At 71.7% G+C, this 16226-nt stretch carries 16 protein-coding genes; 9 read left to right on the top strand and 7 right to left on the bottom strand.

All coding sequences use genetic code 11. The features are described from left to right. Positions 1-18: 18 nt before the first annotated feature. Genes OG406_RS10020 through OG406_RS10030 form a run of 3 tightly spaced genes read left to right on the top strand, consistent with a single transcriptional unit; the run spans position 19 to position 3722 of the window. On the top strand, positions 19-1548 hold the full coding sequence (locus OG406_RS10020; RefSeq protein ID WP_329185351.1) for an IucA/IucC family protein: 1530 nt from the start codon (positions 19-21) through the stop codon (positions 1546-1548). 54 nt (positions 1549-1602) lie between these two features. Further along, positions 1603-2865 (top strand): VWA domain-containing protein, encoded by a 1263-nt coding sequence (locus OG406_RS10025; protein WP_329185352.1) that lies wholly within the window; start codon positions 1603-1605, stop codon positions 2863-2865. Next, positions 2865-3722, top strand: a complete 858-nt coding sequence (locus OG406_RS10030) for a hypothetical protein (RefSeq protein WP_266617348.1) — start codon at positions 2865-2867, stop codon at positions 3720-3722. The genes OG406_RS10025 and OG406_RS10030 overlap by 1 nt, the downstream gene beginning before the upstream one ends. Positions 3723-3842: 120 nt before the next feature. On the opposite strand, the gene OG406_RS10035 is transcribed toward OG406_RS10030, so the two are convergent. Continuing rightward, complete coding sequence (locus tag OG406_RS10035) at positions 3843-4481, bottom strand: winged helix-turn-helix transcriptional regulator (protein ID WP_329185354.1); 639 nt, start codon at positions 4479-4481, stop codon at positions 3843-3845. Positions 4482-4565: 84 nt separating this feature from the next. On the opposite strand from OG406_RS10035, the gene OG406_RS10040 reads away from it, so the two are divergent. The 4 genes from OG406_RS10040 (at position 4566) to OG406_RS10055 (ending at position 7863) form a co-directional block, all read left to right on the top strand. Next, on the top strand, positions 4566-5774 hold the full coding sequence (locus OG406_RS10040) for a pyridoxal phosphate-dependent aminotransferase (protein WP_164370311.1): 1209 nt from the start codon (positions 4566-4568) through the stop codon (positions 5772-5774). Between the two features lie 116 nt (positions 5775-5890). Then, positions 5891-6541 carry a histidine phosphatase family protein gene (locus OG406_RS10045; protein WP_329185357.1) on the top strand — a complete coding sequence of 217 codons (651 nt, stop codon included), beginning with the start codon at positions 5891-5893 and terminating at the stop codon, positions 6539-6541. Positions 6542-6592: 51 nt separating this feature from the next. Continuing rightward, complete coding sequence (locus OG406_RS10050) at positions 6593-7252, top strand: hypothetical protein (RefSeq protein ID WP_329185358.1); 660 nt, start codon at positions 6593-6595, stop codon at positions 7250-7252. A gap of 212 nt (positions 7253-7464) precedes the next feature. Beyond that, the gene (locus OG406_RS10055) at positions 7465-7863 is read left to right on the top strand and encodes an acyl-CoA thioesterase (protein ID WP_329185360.1); all 399 of its coding nucleotides are present in this window, start codon (positions 7465-7467) and stop codon (positions 7861-7863) included. Between the two features lie 15 nt (positions 7864-7878). Here OG406_RS10055 and OG406_RS10060 read toward each other — a convergent pair whose 3' ends face one another. After that, positions 7879-8280, bottom strand: a complete 402-nt coding sequence (locus OG406_RS10060) for a winged helix-turn-helix transcriptional regulator (protein WP_164370307.1) — start codon at positions 8278-8280, stop codon at positions 7879-7881. A 208-nt stretch (positions 8281-8488) separates the two neighbouring features. On the opposite strand from OG406_RS10060, the gene OG406_RS10065 reads away from it, so the two are divergent. Next, positions 8489-9895 (top strand): MFS transporter, encoded by a 1407-nt coding sequence (locus tag OG406_RS10065; protein ID WP_329185363.1) that lies wholly within the window; start codon positions 8489-8491, stop codon positions 9893-9895. A gap of 91 nt (positions 9896-9986) precedes the next feature. Continuing rightward, entirely contained in the window at positions 9987-10802 is an 816-nt protein-coding gene (locus tag OG406_RS10070) for a chitosanase (RefSeq protein WP_266617343.1), read from the top strand. Positions 10803-10871: 69 nt separating this feature from the next. Here OG406_RS10070 and OG406_RS10075 read toward each other — a convergent pair whose 3' ends face one another. From OG406_RS10075 to uraD, 5 genes are all read right to left on the bottom strand, one after another. Next, positions 10872-12206, bottom strand: coding sequence for a nucleobase:cation symporter-2 family protein (locus OG406_RS10075; RefSeq protein ID WP_385391025.1), 1335 nt, complete (start codon positions 12204-12206; stop codon positions 10872-10874). A gap of 336 nt (positions 12207-12542) precedes the next feature. Further along, on the bottom strand, positions 12543-13919 hold the full coding sequence (locus OG406_RS10080; RefSeq protein WP_164370303.1) for an 8-oxoguanine deaminase: 1377 nt from the start codon (positions 13917-13919) through the stop codon (positions 12543-12545). Positions 13920-14287: 368 nt separating this feature from the next. Further along, positions 14288-15211 (bottom strand): factor-independent urate hydroxylase, encoded by a 924-nt coding sequence (gene pucL / locus OG406_RS10085; RefSeq protein WP_081220086.1) that lies wholly within the window; start codon positions 15209-15211, stop codon positions 14288-14290. A 5-nt stretch (positions 15212-15216) separates the two neighbouring features. After that, positions 15217-15618 (bottom strand): hydroxyisourate hydrolase, encoded by a 402-nt coding sequence (uraH, locus tag OG406_RS10090; protein WP_081220085.1) that lies wholly within the window; start codon positions 15616-15618, stop codon positions 15217-15219. Beyond that, a complete protein-coding gene (gene uraD / locus OG406_RS10095) occupies positions 15615-16130 on the bottom strand; it encodes a 2-oxo-4-hydroxy-4-carboxy-5-ureidoimidazoline decarboxylase (RefSeq protein ID WP_267048855.1) in 516 nt (171 codons plus the stop codon). Before uraD ends, uraH begins: the two co-directional genes overlap by 4 nt. Between the last annotated feature and the right edge of the window lie 96 nt (positions 16131-16226).

Here is a 16226-nt window from a genome sequence, read left to right on the forward strand (position 1 = left end):
TACCCAAGGAGCCAGCCCGTGCCCCGTCCCTCCACGACCGACACCGAGGCCGTGTTCGCCGACGAACTGAGCGGTGTGCGCCCCGACCTGTCGGCGCCGTACACGGCCGCGCTGCCCGGCGCCCGGGCGGCCGTGCTGACCCGGCTGTGGCGCGCGCTGGCCTACGAGCCGCTGCCGTGGATCGCCGAGCGGTCCGCCGACAGCACCGGCGACCGTGACAGCGGCGGCGGCCTGACGCTGCGGCTGCGGGACGGCCGCCGCCTGCACGGGCCGCGCCCGGACCCGTACGCGACGGACGGGTACGTCACCGAAGTGTGGCTGGACAGAGAGCCCTTCGAGCGCCCGGAGCGGCTCGTGGACGCCCTCGGTGTCCCGCACGGGGCCTCCTTCTCGGCCGAACTCGGCAACAGCGTCGCCTCCTTGGCCCTGTCGCGGGCCGACCGGGTGCCCGGTGTCCCGGAGGCGTCCGCGGCGAGCTGGGAGTGGGAGCAGCGGATCGTGGACGGACATCCCTACCACCCCAACTGCCGCTCCCGGCCGGGGTTCTCGGTGGCCGAGCAGTTCGCCTACGCGCCGGAGCACCGGCCGTCGGTGGACCTGGGCCTGGTGGCGGTCGACGACGCCCTCGTGACGGGCGAGTGGCCCAAGTGGCTGCGGGACGGCGAGCGGGTGCTGGTCCCCGTGCATCCCTGGCAGACCGCGCACGTGCTGGACGCCGAGGTCCAGGAGGGTTTCCCCGCGCACCCGTTGATGTCCCTGCGCACGCTCGCCGTGCCGGACGGAACGCATGTGAAGACGGCCCTGAGTGCCCGGCTCACCTCGTCGGTGCGGGACATCTCGGTGTACTCGGTCCGGACGGCGGACACCGTCTCGGCGTTCATGGAGGGGCTGACGGCCCGGCTGGACGCGCCGCTGCACGTCACCCGCACGCTCGGCGCGGCCTCGGCGGGTGTCGCGGATCTCGCGGCGGTGGCGCGGGAGTCCCCCGACGCGTACGCGGGCGACGGCGAGAGCTGCGTGCCGGTGGCCGCGCTGCCGCTGACCCGGCTGCCCGAAAAGCCCGCGTGGCTGGCCGAGTTCACCCGGCTCGTCCTCGGAGTGGGGCTGCGGCTGCTGGAGCTGGGCGTGGCCCTGGAGGCACACGGCCAGAACCTGCTGGTGGTGCTGGACAGCGCGGGCGCCCCCGTACGGCTCGTCTACCGCGACCTGGCCGACATCCGGGTCAGTCCGGCCCGGCTGGCGCGCCACGGCGTCCCCGTTCCCGGCCTGTCCGGCCGCATCGTCACGGACGACGAGACCGCCCTGCGCCGCAAGCTCTTCGGCTCCCTCGTGGGCGGCGCGCTCGGCGCGACGGCGGGTTCCACGGCCGCGCTCCGCGACGCGCTGGAGACGGTCGCGCCGGACCTTCCGCGCACGGCGGACCTGCCCGCGCTGCTGAGTGAGCCACTTCCCACCAAGGCGCTCACCTTGATGCGGCTCTCCCCCGGCACCCCCGGTGACCAGTGGACTCTGCTCCCTCAACCGCTCGGCGGACCCTTGCCGTTGTGAGACGCGGCGCATCTCGTTTTGAAGCGCGGCACCTTTGATCAATAGGATCCGCCGATGATCACAAGACAACGGCTGGCGGCGGGCGTCTGCGCCCTGCTCGCCGCCCTGACCGCGGGGATCGCGTTCCCGGCCGGAGCGGTCGCCGACGAAACCACGGCGACCGCCCCCAAGGTCGAACTGCTGCTGGACGTCAGCGGTTCGATGCGCGCCCGGGACATCGACGGCGAGTCGCGGATGTCCGCGGCCAAGCAGGCGTTCAACGAGGTGCTCGACGCGACGCCGGAGGAGGTGCAGCTCGGCATCCGCACGCTCGGGGCCAACTACCCCGGGGACGACCGCAAGACGGGCTGCAAGGACACGGCCCAGCTCTACCCGGTGGGGACACTGGACCGCACCGAGGCCAAGACCGCCGTCGCGACCCTCAGTCCGACCGGCTGGACCCCGATAGGCCCCGCCCTCCTGAAGGCGGCCGACGACCTTCAGGGCGGTGAGGGCACCCGGCGGATCGTGCTGATCAGCGACGGAGAGGACACCTGCCAGCCCCTCGACCCGTGCGAGGTGGCCCGCGAGATCGCCGCCAAGGGCATCGACCTCACCATCGACACCCTCGGCCTGGTCCCGAACGTCAAGATGCGCAAGCAGCTGAGCTGCATCGCCGAGGCGACCGGGGGCACCTACACCTCGGTCGAGCACAAGGAACAACTCAGCGACCGGGTCAATCAGTTGGTCGACCGGGCCGCCGATCCGGTGGTGAAGCCGGTGGCCGTCGAGGGCGCCTCCGCGTGCACCGGCGCGCCGGTCGTCGAGTCGGGTCTGTACACCGACCGCGAGGAGTTCACGCAGCAGCGCTGGTACCGCGTGGAGCTCGATCCCGGCAAGGAGCTGCGTGCCTCGGTGAGCATCGCCGCCGACCGGCAGGTGAACCCGGACCACGGGGTGCTGCTGCGGGCGGTCACCCAGCACGGCCGGGAGATCGTGCGCGGCGAGGCGGCCGGACACGGCCGCACCGACGTGGTGTCGACCGGTCTGCGCTACCCGAAGGCCGAGAGCGACGACGAGGACGCGCCCGCCGAGGTCGTGTGCCTCCAGGTCTCCAACTCCTTCTCCGCGGCGGCGGGCGTGAAGACCACGCCCGGTCTGCCGCTGGAACTGACCGTCGACGTCGTCGACGGTCCCGACCAGGCCGCGGACGTGGCCTCGTTCGGCCTCGGACGCGGCTGGTGGCTGCTCGGCGCCCTGGTGATCGCCGGCTTCCTCGCCGGTGTCCTGTGGGGCTGGATCTCACGCTGGCGGTTCGCGGTCTGGAGGACCAACTGATGCGTGTCCGACGTGTGTTGAGCACAGCCGCACTGTTGCTGGGGGTCGCCGCGGCGCCCGCCCTGCTCGGTGCCACCGCCTCCCCCGCCGCCGCGGACGCCTCGCCGTCGGCGAGCCCGTCCGGCGACGACGGCGGTGACAGCGCGCCCACCCAGGCCGGTACGTCGTTCCGTACGGCGACCGAGGTCGAGCAGGGTGTCGACGCCACCGCGAACGGCTCCACGGGTGACTACCTGTACTGGTCGTTCCCCGCCGACGCCGGGCAGCGTCCGACCGTGAAGGCGACGGTGAAACTGCCCGAGGCCTCCAGGCCCTCCGCCTCGCAGACCTGGCAGATCGACGTGTACGACGGTCTGCGGCGACGCCAGGCCTGTCAGTACGGGGCACAGACCCGGACGGCCGCGGCGGACGCGGCGTCGGTCGAGCTGGCGTGCACGCTGCGCACCGTCCGCGCGTGGTCGGAGCCGTGGGCCGACGACCCGCTGCCGGGCACGTACTACATCCGGCTGACCGCCGTCGGGCTCGGCGCGGGCGACCTCGGGCAGCCGGTGGGCGCCGAGGTGCGGGTGGACTCCAAGGACATCGGCGGTTCGGCCGCGGTGGACGGTTCACTCGCCGAGCCGCTCGTCCCGGGCGTCGCGACGACGTCCGAGAAGGCGGACTCCGACGAGGAGTCCGGTTCGGCCTCGGCCGCGCTGTCCTCGCTCGAACCCGACGACGGCTGGACGTCCGGCTGGTGGTCCGACCGCTGGGTGTGGACCGGGATCGGTGGTGTTCTCGCGGCCCTCGCGGGGATCGGCGGCTACGCGCTGACGCGCGGGAACGGCCGCCCGCGCCGGGTGCCGCCGGGCGCCTGACCCGGACACCCCGCCCACGGCCCGCCGCAGCCCCGTCCCGGGGATGCGGCGGGCCTCTTTGTCACCGCACCCGCCCCCGGCGCCCGGCCCGGGACCAGCCCCGGAGCGGGCCAACGGCGTTCACACGGAACGCAGTTCCTTGGCCAGGGGTCCGTCGCCCGCCACCTCGACCCGGCCCTCCCGCAACAGGTCCGCCAGCGTGGCCTCGCCGCGGCTCACCGCCTCGCAGGCCGGTGTGTCCAGGGTCAGCCGGGCGTCCGGCTCGCCGGGTGCCCCGCCGTCGCCGTAGGGCGGCGCCGCCTCGTCACCGAGGCGCACATGGAACCGCCCCTCGTCCAGGCGGACTTCGAGCAGCCCCTCTCCCACGCCCAGCGACCGAAGGCCTCGCAGCAGCGGCAGCGCGAACCAGTGCGCCCGTACGGCGTCGGTGGGCCGCCGCCCGTCGAGCGCGGGCGCGCCCCACTCCCCGAGGGCCTGGAGGACCGGCAGCAACTCCTGGCCGCGCCCGGTGAGTTCGTAGACGTAGGCCGCGCCGGGCGGCGGCAGACGGCGACGGGTGGTCAGGCCGTCGCGTTCCATGTCCTTCAGCCGGGAGGCCAGGACGTCGGTGCTGACGCCGGGCAGATCGGCGTGCAGGTCGGTGTAGCGGCGCGGGCCGCCGAGCAGTTCGCGGACGATCAGGAGGGTCCACCGGTCCCCGACGGCGTCGAGGGCACGGGCGGCGGAACAGTACTGGTCGTAGCTTCGGCGCGGTGACATGCGACGCAGTCTAGCTATCTTGTTGGACTTTCCAAGCTCCCACTTGGTAAAACCAAGCAACACCACAACCGGAGGGCACAGCGCATGGAGTTCCGGCAGTCGAGCAAGCTCAGCGAGGTCTGTTACGAGATCCGCGGTCCGGTCATCGAGCAGGCCGACGCGCTGGAGGCGGCGGGCCACAGCGTGCTCCGCCTGAACACCGGCAACCCGGCACTCTTCGGCTTCGAGGCGCCGGAGGAGATCCTCCAGGACATGATCCGGATGCTGCCCCAGGCGCACGGCTACACCGACTCCCGCGGGGTCCTGTCCGCCCGCCGCGCGGTCGCCCAGCGCTACCAGGACCGGGGGCTGGCCGTCGACGTGGACGACGTCTTCCTCGGCAACGGCGTGTCCGAGCTGGTCTCCATGGCCGTGCAGGCCCTCGTCGAGGACGGCGACGAGGTCCTCATCCCCGCACCGGACTTCCCCCTCTGGACGGCCGTCACCACCCTCGCCGGCGGCAAGGCGGTGCACTACCTCTGCGACGAGCAGGCCGACTGGTACCCGGACCTGGACGACATGGCGTCGAAGATCACCGACCGGACCCGCGCGGTCGTCATCATCAACCCCAACAACCCGACGGGCGCGGTGTATCCGAAGGAGATCGTCGAGGGCATCCTCGACCTGGCCCGCCGGCACGGCCTGATGGTGTTCGCGGACGAGATCTACGACCAGATCCTGTACGACGGCGAGGTGCACCACTCGGCCGCCGCCCTCGCCCCCGACCTGGTCGTCCTCACCTTCTGCGGGCTGTCGAAGACCTACCGCGTCGCCGGTTTCCGGTCCGGCTGGCTGGTCGTCACCGGTCCCAAGCAGCACGCCCGCAGCTATCTGGAGGGGCTGACGATGCTGGCCTCCATGCGGCTGTGCGCCAACGCCCCGGCGCAGTACGCCATCCAGGCCGCGCTCGGCGGCCGGCAGTCGATCCACGAGCTGACCGGGCCCGGCGGACGGCTGCGCGAGCAGCGCGACCGCGCGTGGGAGAAGCTCAACGAGATCCCGGGCGTCTCGTGCGTCAAGCCCAAGGGCGCCCTCTACGCGTTCCCGCGCATCGACCCGGCGGTGCACCCCATCCACGACGACGAGAAGTTCGTCCTCGACCTGCTGCTGCGCGAGAAGATCCAGGTCGTCCAGGGCACCGGCTTCAACTGGCCGCGCCCCGACCACTTCCGCATCCTCACCCTCCCGCACGCCGACGACCTGGACGCGGCGATCAGCAGGATCGGACGCTTCCTCGGCGGGTACCGGCAGTAGAGACCGGCCCGGCGGCCCCGGTAGGGCCGACCGGAGGAGCCGGTGCTGCGTTCCCGCCCGGTCGGTGTCACCGTACGGGGGACAGCATCTGACGCAGGGACGGAAAGGGTGCGGCGATGGGTGACCTGCTCCTCGTACGGCACGGCGAGACCGAGTGGTCGTTGTCCGGACGGCACACGGGGTCGACGGATGTCCCGCTGACCGACAACGGCCGGGAGCAGGCGCGGCGGCTCGCCCCGCTGATCGCCCGGCACCACATCGCGGCGGCGTTCGTCAGCCCGATGCGGCGGGCCCGCGAGACGGCCCAGCTGGCCGGGATCGGCGGTGCCCGCGTGGACGCGGACCTCTCCGAGTGGGACTACGGCGGGTACGAGGGGATCACCACCGTCGAGATCCACCGCGAGCGGCCCGACTGGTTCCTGTTCACGGACGGTGTGGCGGCCGGGCCGCCGGAGCATCCCGGGGAGAGCCCCGAGGAGGTCGGGGCCCGCGCCGAGCGGATGCTGGCCAGGATCGACGCGTCGCTCGCCGAGTCGGAGGGCAGCGTGGTCGTCGTCTCGCACGGTCACTTCCTGCGGGTGCTGACCGCACGGCGGCTCGGGCTGACCGCCCAGTCCGGCGCGCTGTTCCAGCTCGGCACCGGGACGATGAGCCGGCTGAGCACCGAGCACCGGCGGCATGTGGTGGCCGGGTGGAATGTCAGACCCGACGCGTACTGTTCCCATGGTCCGCTCACCCCCGCAGGGGAGCTGCCCGAGCAGCAGTGACCTGCGGCGGAGGCGGAGCGCCGTGGCACCACCGGGTGGAGGGAGCGCGCCGTGACACGACCGCCGACCGCCGCGCAGCTGCGCCTGATCGAGGCCGCCGATCCCGTGACCGGGCGGCTGAGAGGAACGGACACACAGCTCGCCGCGCTGGTGAAGCGGGGGCTCGCCTTCCGCCATCCGCGTCCGCCGCGCGACCACTTCCTGACCCCGGCGGGGCACCGCGTGCGGGAGGCACCGCAGGACCCCGTTCCGCCGCCCGCCGCACCGGATGCGGTCGCGGAGCCGTCCGGCGCGGCGGCCGCAGCGGCCTCAGGGGGCTTCTCCGCGCGGATCGGCGGCGAGGAGGGCGCCGTGTCGGGGCCGGCCCGGCTGCGGGAGGTGCACAGCGCCTGGCAGGGCCTGCTGGAGCTGCGCCGCATGACCCGCACGGACGGCGCCACCGACCGTCCGTGCGCCTGGGAGCGCACCCATCTGGTGCAGGCCGCGGCGCTCGCCCTGGAGGCGGCGGGCCATCGTCCGGCCGCTGCGGAGGGCGGCGGGTACCGGGTACGGGCGACCCCCCAGCCCGAGGCGGTCTCCGTCCACGAACCGGACCCGGCCGCGCTGCGCGCCTGTGCCGCCACCCTGGACGGGGCAGGCTGGCAGACGGGCGAACACACCGAGCCGCGCACCGGCGCCCGCTACCTCCTGGCCTCGCCCCGCAGGGCCTGACACGCACCGCCCTCGCGGGGCGGTGTCACATGCCCGGACAGGTGTGAGGTACAAGGGAGTTGGCGGTTTCCTGAGGCGCGGCCCGCTCCACCGTGCGCGGCTCGCGGCACGAACCGCCGCGGCCCGCGCGGCCGGGCCGGCGGAGCGGCCGCCGGCACCGTCGCATCACCGTCGTCGAAGGGAACCTCGATGCAGAGCCGTTTTCCGTGCCCGTGACCGTGCGCGGGTACGAGACCGATGTGCAGGGCCATCTCAACCAGGCCGTGTACCTGCAGTACGCCGAACACGCCCGCTGGTCGGTGCTCCAGGCGTCCGGCATCAGTCAGGCGGTCCTGGCGGCCCGAGGGGTCGGCCCGGTCGCCCTGGAGACCACCATCCGCTACCGGCGGGAGCTGCGGGCCGGCGACGAGGTCGAGGTGACGTGCGTCTTCCTGTGGGGTGAGGGCAAGACCTTCCGCATCCAGCAGACCATCCGCAGGACGGACGGCACGGTCGCGGCGGAGATCACGGCCGTCGGCGGTCTGATGGACCTCACGGAGCGCCGGCTGGTCTCCGGCCCGCGCGACGCCTTCAAGGCCCTCGCCACCGACCCGGGCCCGCTCGGCCTGTAGGCCGGACGGCAGGCCCTACGTGTCCAGCAGCTCCGGCCGGTGCTCGGCGTCGTAGGCCGCGCGGGACTCGGCGATGGTCACGCGGTGCCGCTCGGCCCAGTCGGTCAGGGAGAGCAGCGTCGCGTGCAACTCGCGGGCCACCGGGGTGAGTTCGTACTCCACCTTCGGTGGCACCGTCGGGTGGACGGTGCGGGTGACGAGCCCGTCGCGCTCCAGGTGACGCAGGGTGAGGGTCAGCATGCGCCGGCTGATCCCCTCGATGCTGCGCTCCAGTGCGGTGAAGCGGATCGGGCCGTGCGCGGCGGCCACGATGATCAGCACGCTCCATTTTCCGGCGACCCTGTCAAGAACCTCGCGGACCGGGCACGCCTGCGCGAGCACGGCCTGCGACGTAACACCGGTGTTCCCCTGGGACATCCGGGTGCCTCCTTATGCCGTCTCCCATGGTCACTCACGATGTACCCCGTTACAAGTCGTGCACCAAGGGAGAACGTCCACGGGCCGGTCACCGTCCGTGGAGAACACGGAGGTCGTCATGTCGTCCCGGACCGGGCCCGCAAACCCCCCGACACCACGAACGTACTCGCGCCGGGCCTCGCTCGTGGTGCTCTGCGCGGGAACGCTGATGACCGTCCTGGACGGGAACGTCGTCACCGTCGCCCTGCCCGCGATCCAGGAGGACCTGGGCTTCTCGGCCGCCGGACTGGCCTGGGTGGTGAACGCCTACCTGATCCCGTTCGGCGGACTGCTGCTGCTCGCCGGGCGGCTCGGCGACCTGGTGGGCCGCAAGCGGATGTTCACCGCGGGGCTGGCCGTGTTCACCGCGGCGTCCGTCCTGTGCGGGGTCGCGACCGGCCCCGCCGTGCTGGTCGCCGCCCGCGCCCTGCAGGGCGTCGGCGGGGCGATGACCTCGGCGGTCGTCCTCGGCATGCTCGTGTCGCTCTTCGCCGGAGACCGCGAACAGGGCCGCGCCATCGCGGTGTTCAGCGCGGTCGGCGCGGCGGGCGGCGCGCTCGGCACGTTCCTCGGCGGCGCCCTGACGCAGGCGCTCGGCTGGCACTGGATCTTCCTGATCAACCTGCCGATCGGCGTCCTGGCCTGGGGCGCCGCGCTGCGGATCCTCGCGCCGGACCGACCGGACCGGGGAGCCGGCGTCGGGCGGGGCGCCGACCACCCCGGCGCCGCCCTCGTCACGGGCGCACTGATGCTGACGGTGTACACGATCGTGGGCGCGGGCGACCGGCCCCTCGGCGGCACGCTCGCCCTCGGCGCCCTCGCACTCGCCCTCTTCGCGGGTTTCACCGTCCGCCAGGCCCGGGCCGCCCGACCCCTGCTGCGTCTGCGGCTGTTCCGCTCCCGGACCCTGACGAGCGCCAACGCCGTGCAGGTCCTGATGATCGCCGGTATGTACGGCTTCCAGTACATCGGCGCGCTGTATCTCCAACGGGTGCTCGGTTACAGCGAGTTGCTGACGGGAACGGCGTTCCTTCCGGCGCCGGTCGCCATCGGCGTGCTGATGCTGACCCTGTCGGCGCGCACGGTCGCCCGCTTCGGCCCGTACCGGGTGCTGCTCGCCGGACTCACCCTGATCACGGCGGGGCTCGCCCTGCTCGGCCGGGCGCCGGTCGACGGGTCCTACGCCGTCGACGTCCTGCCCGCCCTCCTCCTGCTCTCCGCCGGATTCGCGGCCGCGATGCCCGCGGTGACCGGACTCGCGATGTCGGGCGCCCGCCCGGAGGACGCGGGGCTCGCCTCGGGCCTCTTCAACACCACGCAGGTGGTGGGTGGTTCGCTCGGACTCGCCGTCCTGACGACCCTGGCGGCGAGCCGCACCGAGGAACTCACGGGCGCGGGCGAGCACGTCGTGACGGCGACGGCGGACGGCTACCGGCTGGCCTTCACCGCCGCCGCCGTGATCGCCGCCACCGCCCTGACCTCGGCCGCCGTGCTGCTGCGTCCACGCCCGGGATCCTCAACTCCCGCCGCGGAAGCGGAATCCGGGACGCATGAGGTGCGCGAGGCATTCAACTAGCCCTCGCCGAACGGGTGTACGCCCTTCCGAATCTCTGGTAGGAAACCTTCCTAACAATACGCGGCACCATCACTCCCCTACCGGAGGCACCGTGAACACCCCCCACATAGGCACCTCGCGTCGCGCCCTGCTCGGCCTGCTCGGCGCGTCGCTCGTGGCCGTCCCCCTCCTCACCACCCAGAGCGCGACGGCCGCGCCCGTCGGACTGGACGACCCGGCGAAGAAGGAGATCGCCATGAAGCTGGTCTCCAGCGCGGAGAACTCCTCGCTGGACTGGAAGGCGCAGTACAAGTACATCGAGGACATCGGCGACGGCCGCGGCTACACCGCCGGCATCATCGGCTTCTGCTCCGGGACCCACGACATGCTCGACCTCGTCGAGCTGTACACCCAGCGCAAGCCCGGCAACGTACTGGCCAAGTACCTGCCCGCGCTGCGTGAGGTCGACGGCAGCGACTCCCACGAGGGACTGGACCCCGGCTTCCCCGCCGACTGGCGCAAGGCCGCTCAGGACACCGCGTTCCAGCAGGCCCAGAACGACGAGCGCGACCGGGTCTACTTCAACCCCGCCGTGAAGCAGGGCAAGACCGACGGCATCGGCGTGCTCGGCCAGTTCACCTACTACGACGCCATCGTCATGCACGGCGACGGCGGCGACAGCACGAGCTTCGGCAGCATCCGCAAGCGCGCGCTGGCGAAGGCCAAGCCCCCGGCCCAGGGCGGCGACGAGGTGACGTGGCTGAACGCCTTCCTCGACGCGCGGGTGTGGGCCATGAAGCAGGAGGAGGCCCACTCCGACACCAGCCGCGTCGACACCGAGCAGCGGGTCTTCGTCCGCAACAAGAACCTGAACCTGAACACGCCGCTGGACTGGAAGGTCTACGGCGACAGCTACCACATCGGCTGATCCGCACGAGCGCGGCGGAGGGCGCGGCACCTTTCGTGTGCCGCGCCCTCCGTGTGCCGCCTTCTCCGGTCAGTGGGCGGGTACCGGATTGAGGTCCTCCCCCGCCTCCATGGGATGGGTGACCTCGCCGGCGTCCTCGCGGCCCCTGCCGAGGTGGTTGAAGACGAGGTTGAGGACCACGGCCGCGACGCAGCCGGTCGAGATGCCGGAGTCGAGGACGATCCGCGCCGTCTCCGGGAACGCGTGGTAGAAACCCGGCGCGGTGATCGGGATGATGCCGACCGCGAGGGAGACGGCCACGATCAGCACGTTGTTGTCCTTCTCCAGGCCGGCCCTGACCAGGGTCTGGATGCCGCTGGCCGCGACCGAGCCGAAGAGGACGACCCCCGCGCCGCCGAGCACCGGGCGCGGCACCACGGCTATCAGGGACGCCGCCATCGGACACAGCCCCATGAGCACCAGGAAGCCGCCTCCGGTGGCGACGACGTACCTGCTGCGGATCCGGGTCATCGCCACCAGGCCGATGTTCTGCGCGAAGGCGCTGCACATGAAGCCGTTGAAGAGCGGGCTCAGGGCGGAGCCGAGGGTGTCGGCGCGCAGTCCGGCCGCGATGGTCTTCTCGTCGGCCGGCCGCTCGACTATCTCGCCGAGCGCCAGCATGTCCGCCGTCGACTCGGTCATCGAGACGACCATGACCACGCACAGGGAGAGGATCGCGGCGAGGTGGAACTGCGGGGCGCCGAAGTGGAACGGCGTCGGGAAGCCGACGACGTCCGCGTCGGCCACCGGGCCGAAGTCCGTGACGCCGAACGGGATCGCGACGAGCGTGCCCACGATCAGGCCGAGCAGGACCGCGATCTGTTTGACGAACCCGCGGGTGAAGCGGCGCAGCAGCAGGACGATGACGAGGGTCACCGCCGCGAGGCCGAGGTACGTCTGCGAACCGTAGTCGTGCGCGGCGGGGTCGGGGCCCTGCGCCCAGCCGAAGGCGACCGGCAGCAGGGAGACGCCGATGAGCGTGATGACGCTGCCGGTGACGACGGGCGGGAAGAAGCGGACGGCCTTGCTGAAGAAGGGGGCGGCCAGAAAGCCGAGGACACCGGCGACGATGACCGCGCCGTAGATGATCGGCAGGGCGTCGCTCTTGTCCTTGGCGGCGGCGACGACCGCGGTCATCGGGGCGACGCCGGCGAACGTGACGCCGTTGACGAAGGGCAGCCGGGCTCCGATCTTCCAGAAGCCGAGCGTCTGGAGGAACGTGGCGAGGCCCGCGGTGAACAGGCAGGCGCCGGTGAGGAAGGTGAGTTCGGTGGCGGAGAGACCGACGGCGGCGCCCACGATCAGGGGCGGCGCGACGACTCCGGCGTACATGGCGGCCACGTGCTGCAGGCCGCTCGTCGCCATCTTCAGGGCGGGCAGTTTCTCGTCAACCGGGTGCTTCGACTGGCCAGGTGCTCCAGTTGCTCCAGTTGGTCGTGCATCGGTGCTGGGCTCGGGCTGGGCGGCCACGGCGGCTCCTCCGGTCGGGTACACGTCGCCGTCGACGTGGGTGTCAGGGAGGTGATGCGCGGTCGTGCGGGACCGGGACGATGACCGTCGCGGGGACGCGGTGTCCACGCGGCGGAGACCGTTCCGGGGCGCGCACGTCCATGCACGCCCCGGATACGGCCGCCATGGACCCCGCTCGGGTCCACGGCTACCGGCCGAGGGCCGTCCCCCTCAGCCGGAGATCTTCGGTTGTCAGGCCTGCGCGGCGATCCGCGCGAGGCGCTGCGCCTCCGCCCGCGTGGAGCGGGCGATGGCGTCCTCGTCGACGTTGAGGAGCCGGCTGTCCTCGACGACCGGCTTTCCGTTGACGAGCGAGAGGGAGACCGGCGCTGCCGCGCCGAAGACGAGCGCCGTCACCGGGTCGGCGATCGACGCGTGCGCCAGGGTGTCCAGGTTCCACAGCACGAGGTCGGCGAGCTTGCCCGCCTCCAGGGAGCCGATCTGGCTCGCGCGGCCGAGGACCTGGGCGCCGCCGAAGGTGCCGAGACGCAGCGCCTGACGGGCGTTCAGGGCGGCCTCGCGGTGGGCGCCGAGACGGTTGATGAGGAGCGCGTTGCGCAGCTCGGTGTGGAGTTCGCCGGACTCGTTCGAGGCGGTGCCGTCGACGCCGAGGCCGACCGGGACGCCGGCGGCGAGCATGTCGGGGACCCGGGCGATGCCGGCGGCGAGCCGGGCGTTGGAGGACGGGCAGTGGGCGACGCCCGTCTTCGTACGGGCGAAGGCGGCGATGTCGGAGTCGTTCATGTGGACGCAGTGCGCCATCCACACGTCCTCGCCGAGCCAGCCGGTCGACTCGAAGTAGTCGGTCGGGCCCATCCCGAACAGTTCCTTGCAGAACTGCTCCTCCTCGACGGTCTCCGAGCCGTGCGTGTGGAGCCGTACGCCCTTGCGGCGGGCCAGCTCGGCGCCCTGCTTCATGAGTTCGGTGGAGACGGAGAAGGGCGAGCAGGGCGCGACGGCGACCTGGGTCATGGCGTCGAAGGAGGCGTCGTGGTGCTCGTCGACGGTCGCCTCGGTGGCGGCGAGCGCGCCGTCGAGGGTCTCGACGGCGAAGTCCGGCGGCAGTCCGCCGTCCTTCTCGCTGCGGTCCATGGAGCCGCGGGCGAGGGTGAAGCGGACGCCGGTCTCGCGGGCGGCCCGGATGATGGCGCCGGACAGGTCGCCGGAGCCCTTCGGGAAGACGTAGTGGTGGTCCATGGCCGTGGTGACTCCGCCGCGGGCCATCATGGCGAGGGAGCCCTGCGCGGCCGAGTAGGCCATCTGCTCGTCGATGCGCGCCCAGGTCGGGTACAGCGCGACGAGCCAGTTGAAGAGGTTGTGGTCCGTGGCGAGGCCGCGGGTGATCCACTGGTAGAAGTGGTGGTGGGTGTTGACCAGGCCGGGGGTGGCCAGGTGCCCGGTGCCGTCGATGCGGCGGACCACGTTCTCCAGGTTCTCGGGGGCCTTTCCGGCACCCACCGACTCGATCCTGTTGTCGGCGACGACGATGTGACCCGAGGCGTACTCGGTGTCACCCGCGTCCACGGTCGCGATGGCGCAGTTCTCGATGACGATGCGCTGGACTGCCACGACGGTTCCTCGTTCTTCCCATTGGTGGACGGACCCGGGGGCCGAGCGGGGTGACGACCGGGTCCGTGGTGCTGTTGTTGCGCAGATGCCCCCGCTCTCCCCTGGGACCAGGGCCTGTCGTTCGGATCATGTGGCGGGTCGCGGGGCAGGTCACGCACATCTGCGGCGTTGTCGTCGGTTGCCGACGCTCCGCGTCGTCGCCCTCCTCCGCCTTGCAGCTGCACGCACCCTGCCCCGCTCGACCGTCCGACAAGGCGCCGCACCTCGGCGCCACCTGACCCGAACGACAGACCCTTGACGCCGGCGCACGCGTCGGGGGTACAGCGGCAGTACCGCGGGGGCGGTCCGTGCGGACCGCCCGTGCAGTACTACAGGTTGGTGAGGTCCACCGGGATGTGCGGCTCGCAGCCGTCGCGCAGGATGGTGGCCTCGATCAGCCCGTACGGACGGTCGGCCGCGAAGTAGACCTCGTTGTCGTTCTCGAGGCCGAACGGCTTCAGGTCCACCAGGAAGTGGTGCTTGTTCGGCAGGGAGAAGCGGACCTCGTCGATCTCGCTGCGGTTGTTGATGATCCGCGAGCCCATCTGGTACAGGGTCTGCTGGAGCGAGAGCGAGTAGGTCTCCGCGAAGGCCTGGAGCATGTGCTTCCTGACCTGGTCGTAGGACTTCTCCCAGTTGGGCATCTTCTGGTCGTCGCCGGTCCAGTTGAAGCGCCAGCGGCTGGAGACCTGGGTGGCCAGGATGCGGTCGTAGGCCTCCTGGAGCGTCGTGTACTTGTCCTTGACGTAGCCCCAGAACTCGGAGTTGGTCGAGTTCATCACGACGAGGTCCTTCAGGCCCGAGATGACCTCCCAGTTCTCACCGTCGAAGGTGATCTGGGTGACCCGGGTCTCCTGGCCCTTGCGGACGAAGGAGTGCTTGACCTCGTCGGCGCCGATGAAGCGGGAGTTGGCGTCCGAGGTCGCGATCCGCTCCCAGGAGTACTCCTCGATGCGGATGCGCGCCTGCTTGATCGGCTCCTGGCTGGTGACGAAGTGCCGGGCCAGGTGGATGCCGAACTGCTCGGCGGACTCGATGCCGTGCTCCTTGGCGAAGGCGTACACCGTGTTCTTGGTGGTGTCCGTCGGCAGGACGTTCGCGTTGGAGCCCGAGAGGTGGACCTCGGACATGTCGCCGCTGAGCGCGACGGACACGTTCAGGTCCTTGATGTGGTGCGTGTCGCCGTCGCGGGTGATCTTGACGACGCGGTTCTCGGCCTTGCCGTACTGGTTCTGTCCCAGAATCGTGGGCATGTCTGCTAGCTCCCTCGGTAAACGGAGTAGCCGAACGGGTTGAGCAGCAGCGGTACGTGGTAGTGCTCGCCCGGCCTGACGGCGAAGGTGATGGCCACCTCGGGGAAAAACGTCTCGCTGTCCCGATTCGCGGGGGCGTCCTGCTGCGCATCGGCTTGCTGTGTCGCTGATTCCGACTCGAAGTACGCCTCGACCGCGAAGTCGAGCCGCACGTGGGTCGTGCCCTCCGGCAGGGCCGGAAGGTCCTTGCACCGGCCGTCCGCGTCGGTCGCGGAACCGCCGAGCGCCCGCCAGTCGGCCTCGCGCCCGGCGCGGGCCGCGAGTTGGACGGCGACGCCCCCGGCGGGGCGGCCGACGCTGGTGTCCAGGATGTGGGTGGACACGGAGGCGGTGGTGTCGGTGCTCATGCCTCTTCTTCCTGTACGAGATTGCCGAGCCGGATGCGGTTGATCTTCCCCAGTTCGACGCGGACGATCTCGCGCTCCTGCTCGGAGGAGTTGCCGATCCGCTCCTTGACCGCGTCGCGCATCTGCTCGCCGGTCCGGCCGGTGGCGCAGATGAGGAAGACGTGGCCGAACTTCTCCTGGTAGGCCAGGTTCAGTTCGAGCATCTCCTCCTTGAGTTCCTCGGAGGCGCCGGCCATGCCGCGCTGCTCCCGGGAGGAGGTGGGGTCGCCGGGCTTCGGCCGCCCGATGGGCGGATGCCCGGCCATCGCCTCGGCCAGGTCCGCGTCGGTCAGCTCGGCCATGGCGGCGTCGCTCGCGGTGTACAGGTCGTCGGCGGTGGCGTACGGGCGGGCGGCGAGGAGCCGCTCGGCCCACGCCCGGGAGGCGCATGCCTCGTGGAGCGCGGCGAGGGCCGCGTGCTCCGCCAGTGCGTTGAACCGGGCGAGGCCGCCAGGTGTCGTACTCGACGTCACGGGAAGCCTCCGTGGCCTTGTGCTGGACGGGCTGCGGATAGCTAACGCTCTCGGAAACACCACGTCAACACTTTGTTGAAAACTTCGGGTAACAAA

Origin of the sequence: Streptomyces sp. NBC_01428 (assembly GCF_036231965.1) — a bacterium.
In the GTDB taxonomy this organism is placed as follows: Bacteria; Actinomycetota; Actinomycetes; order Streptomycetales; family Streptomycetaceae; genus Streptomyces.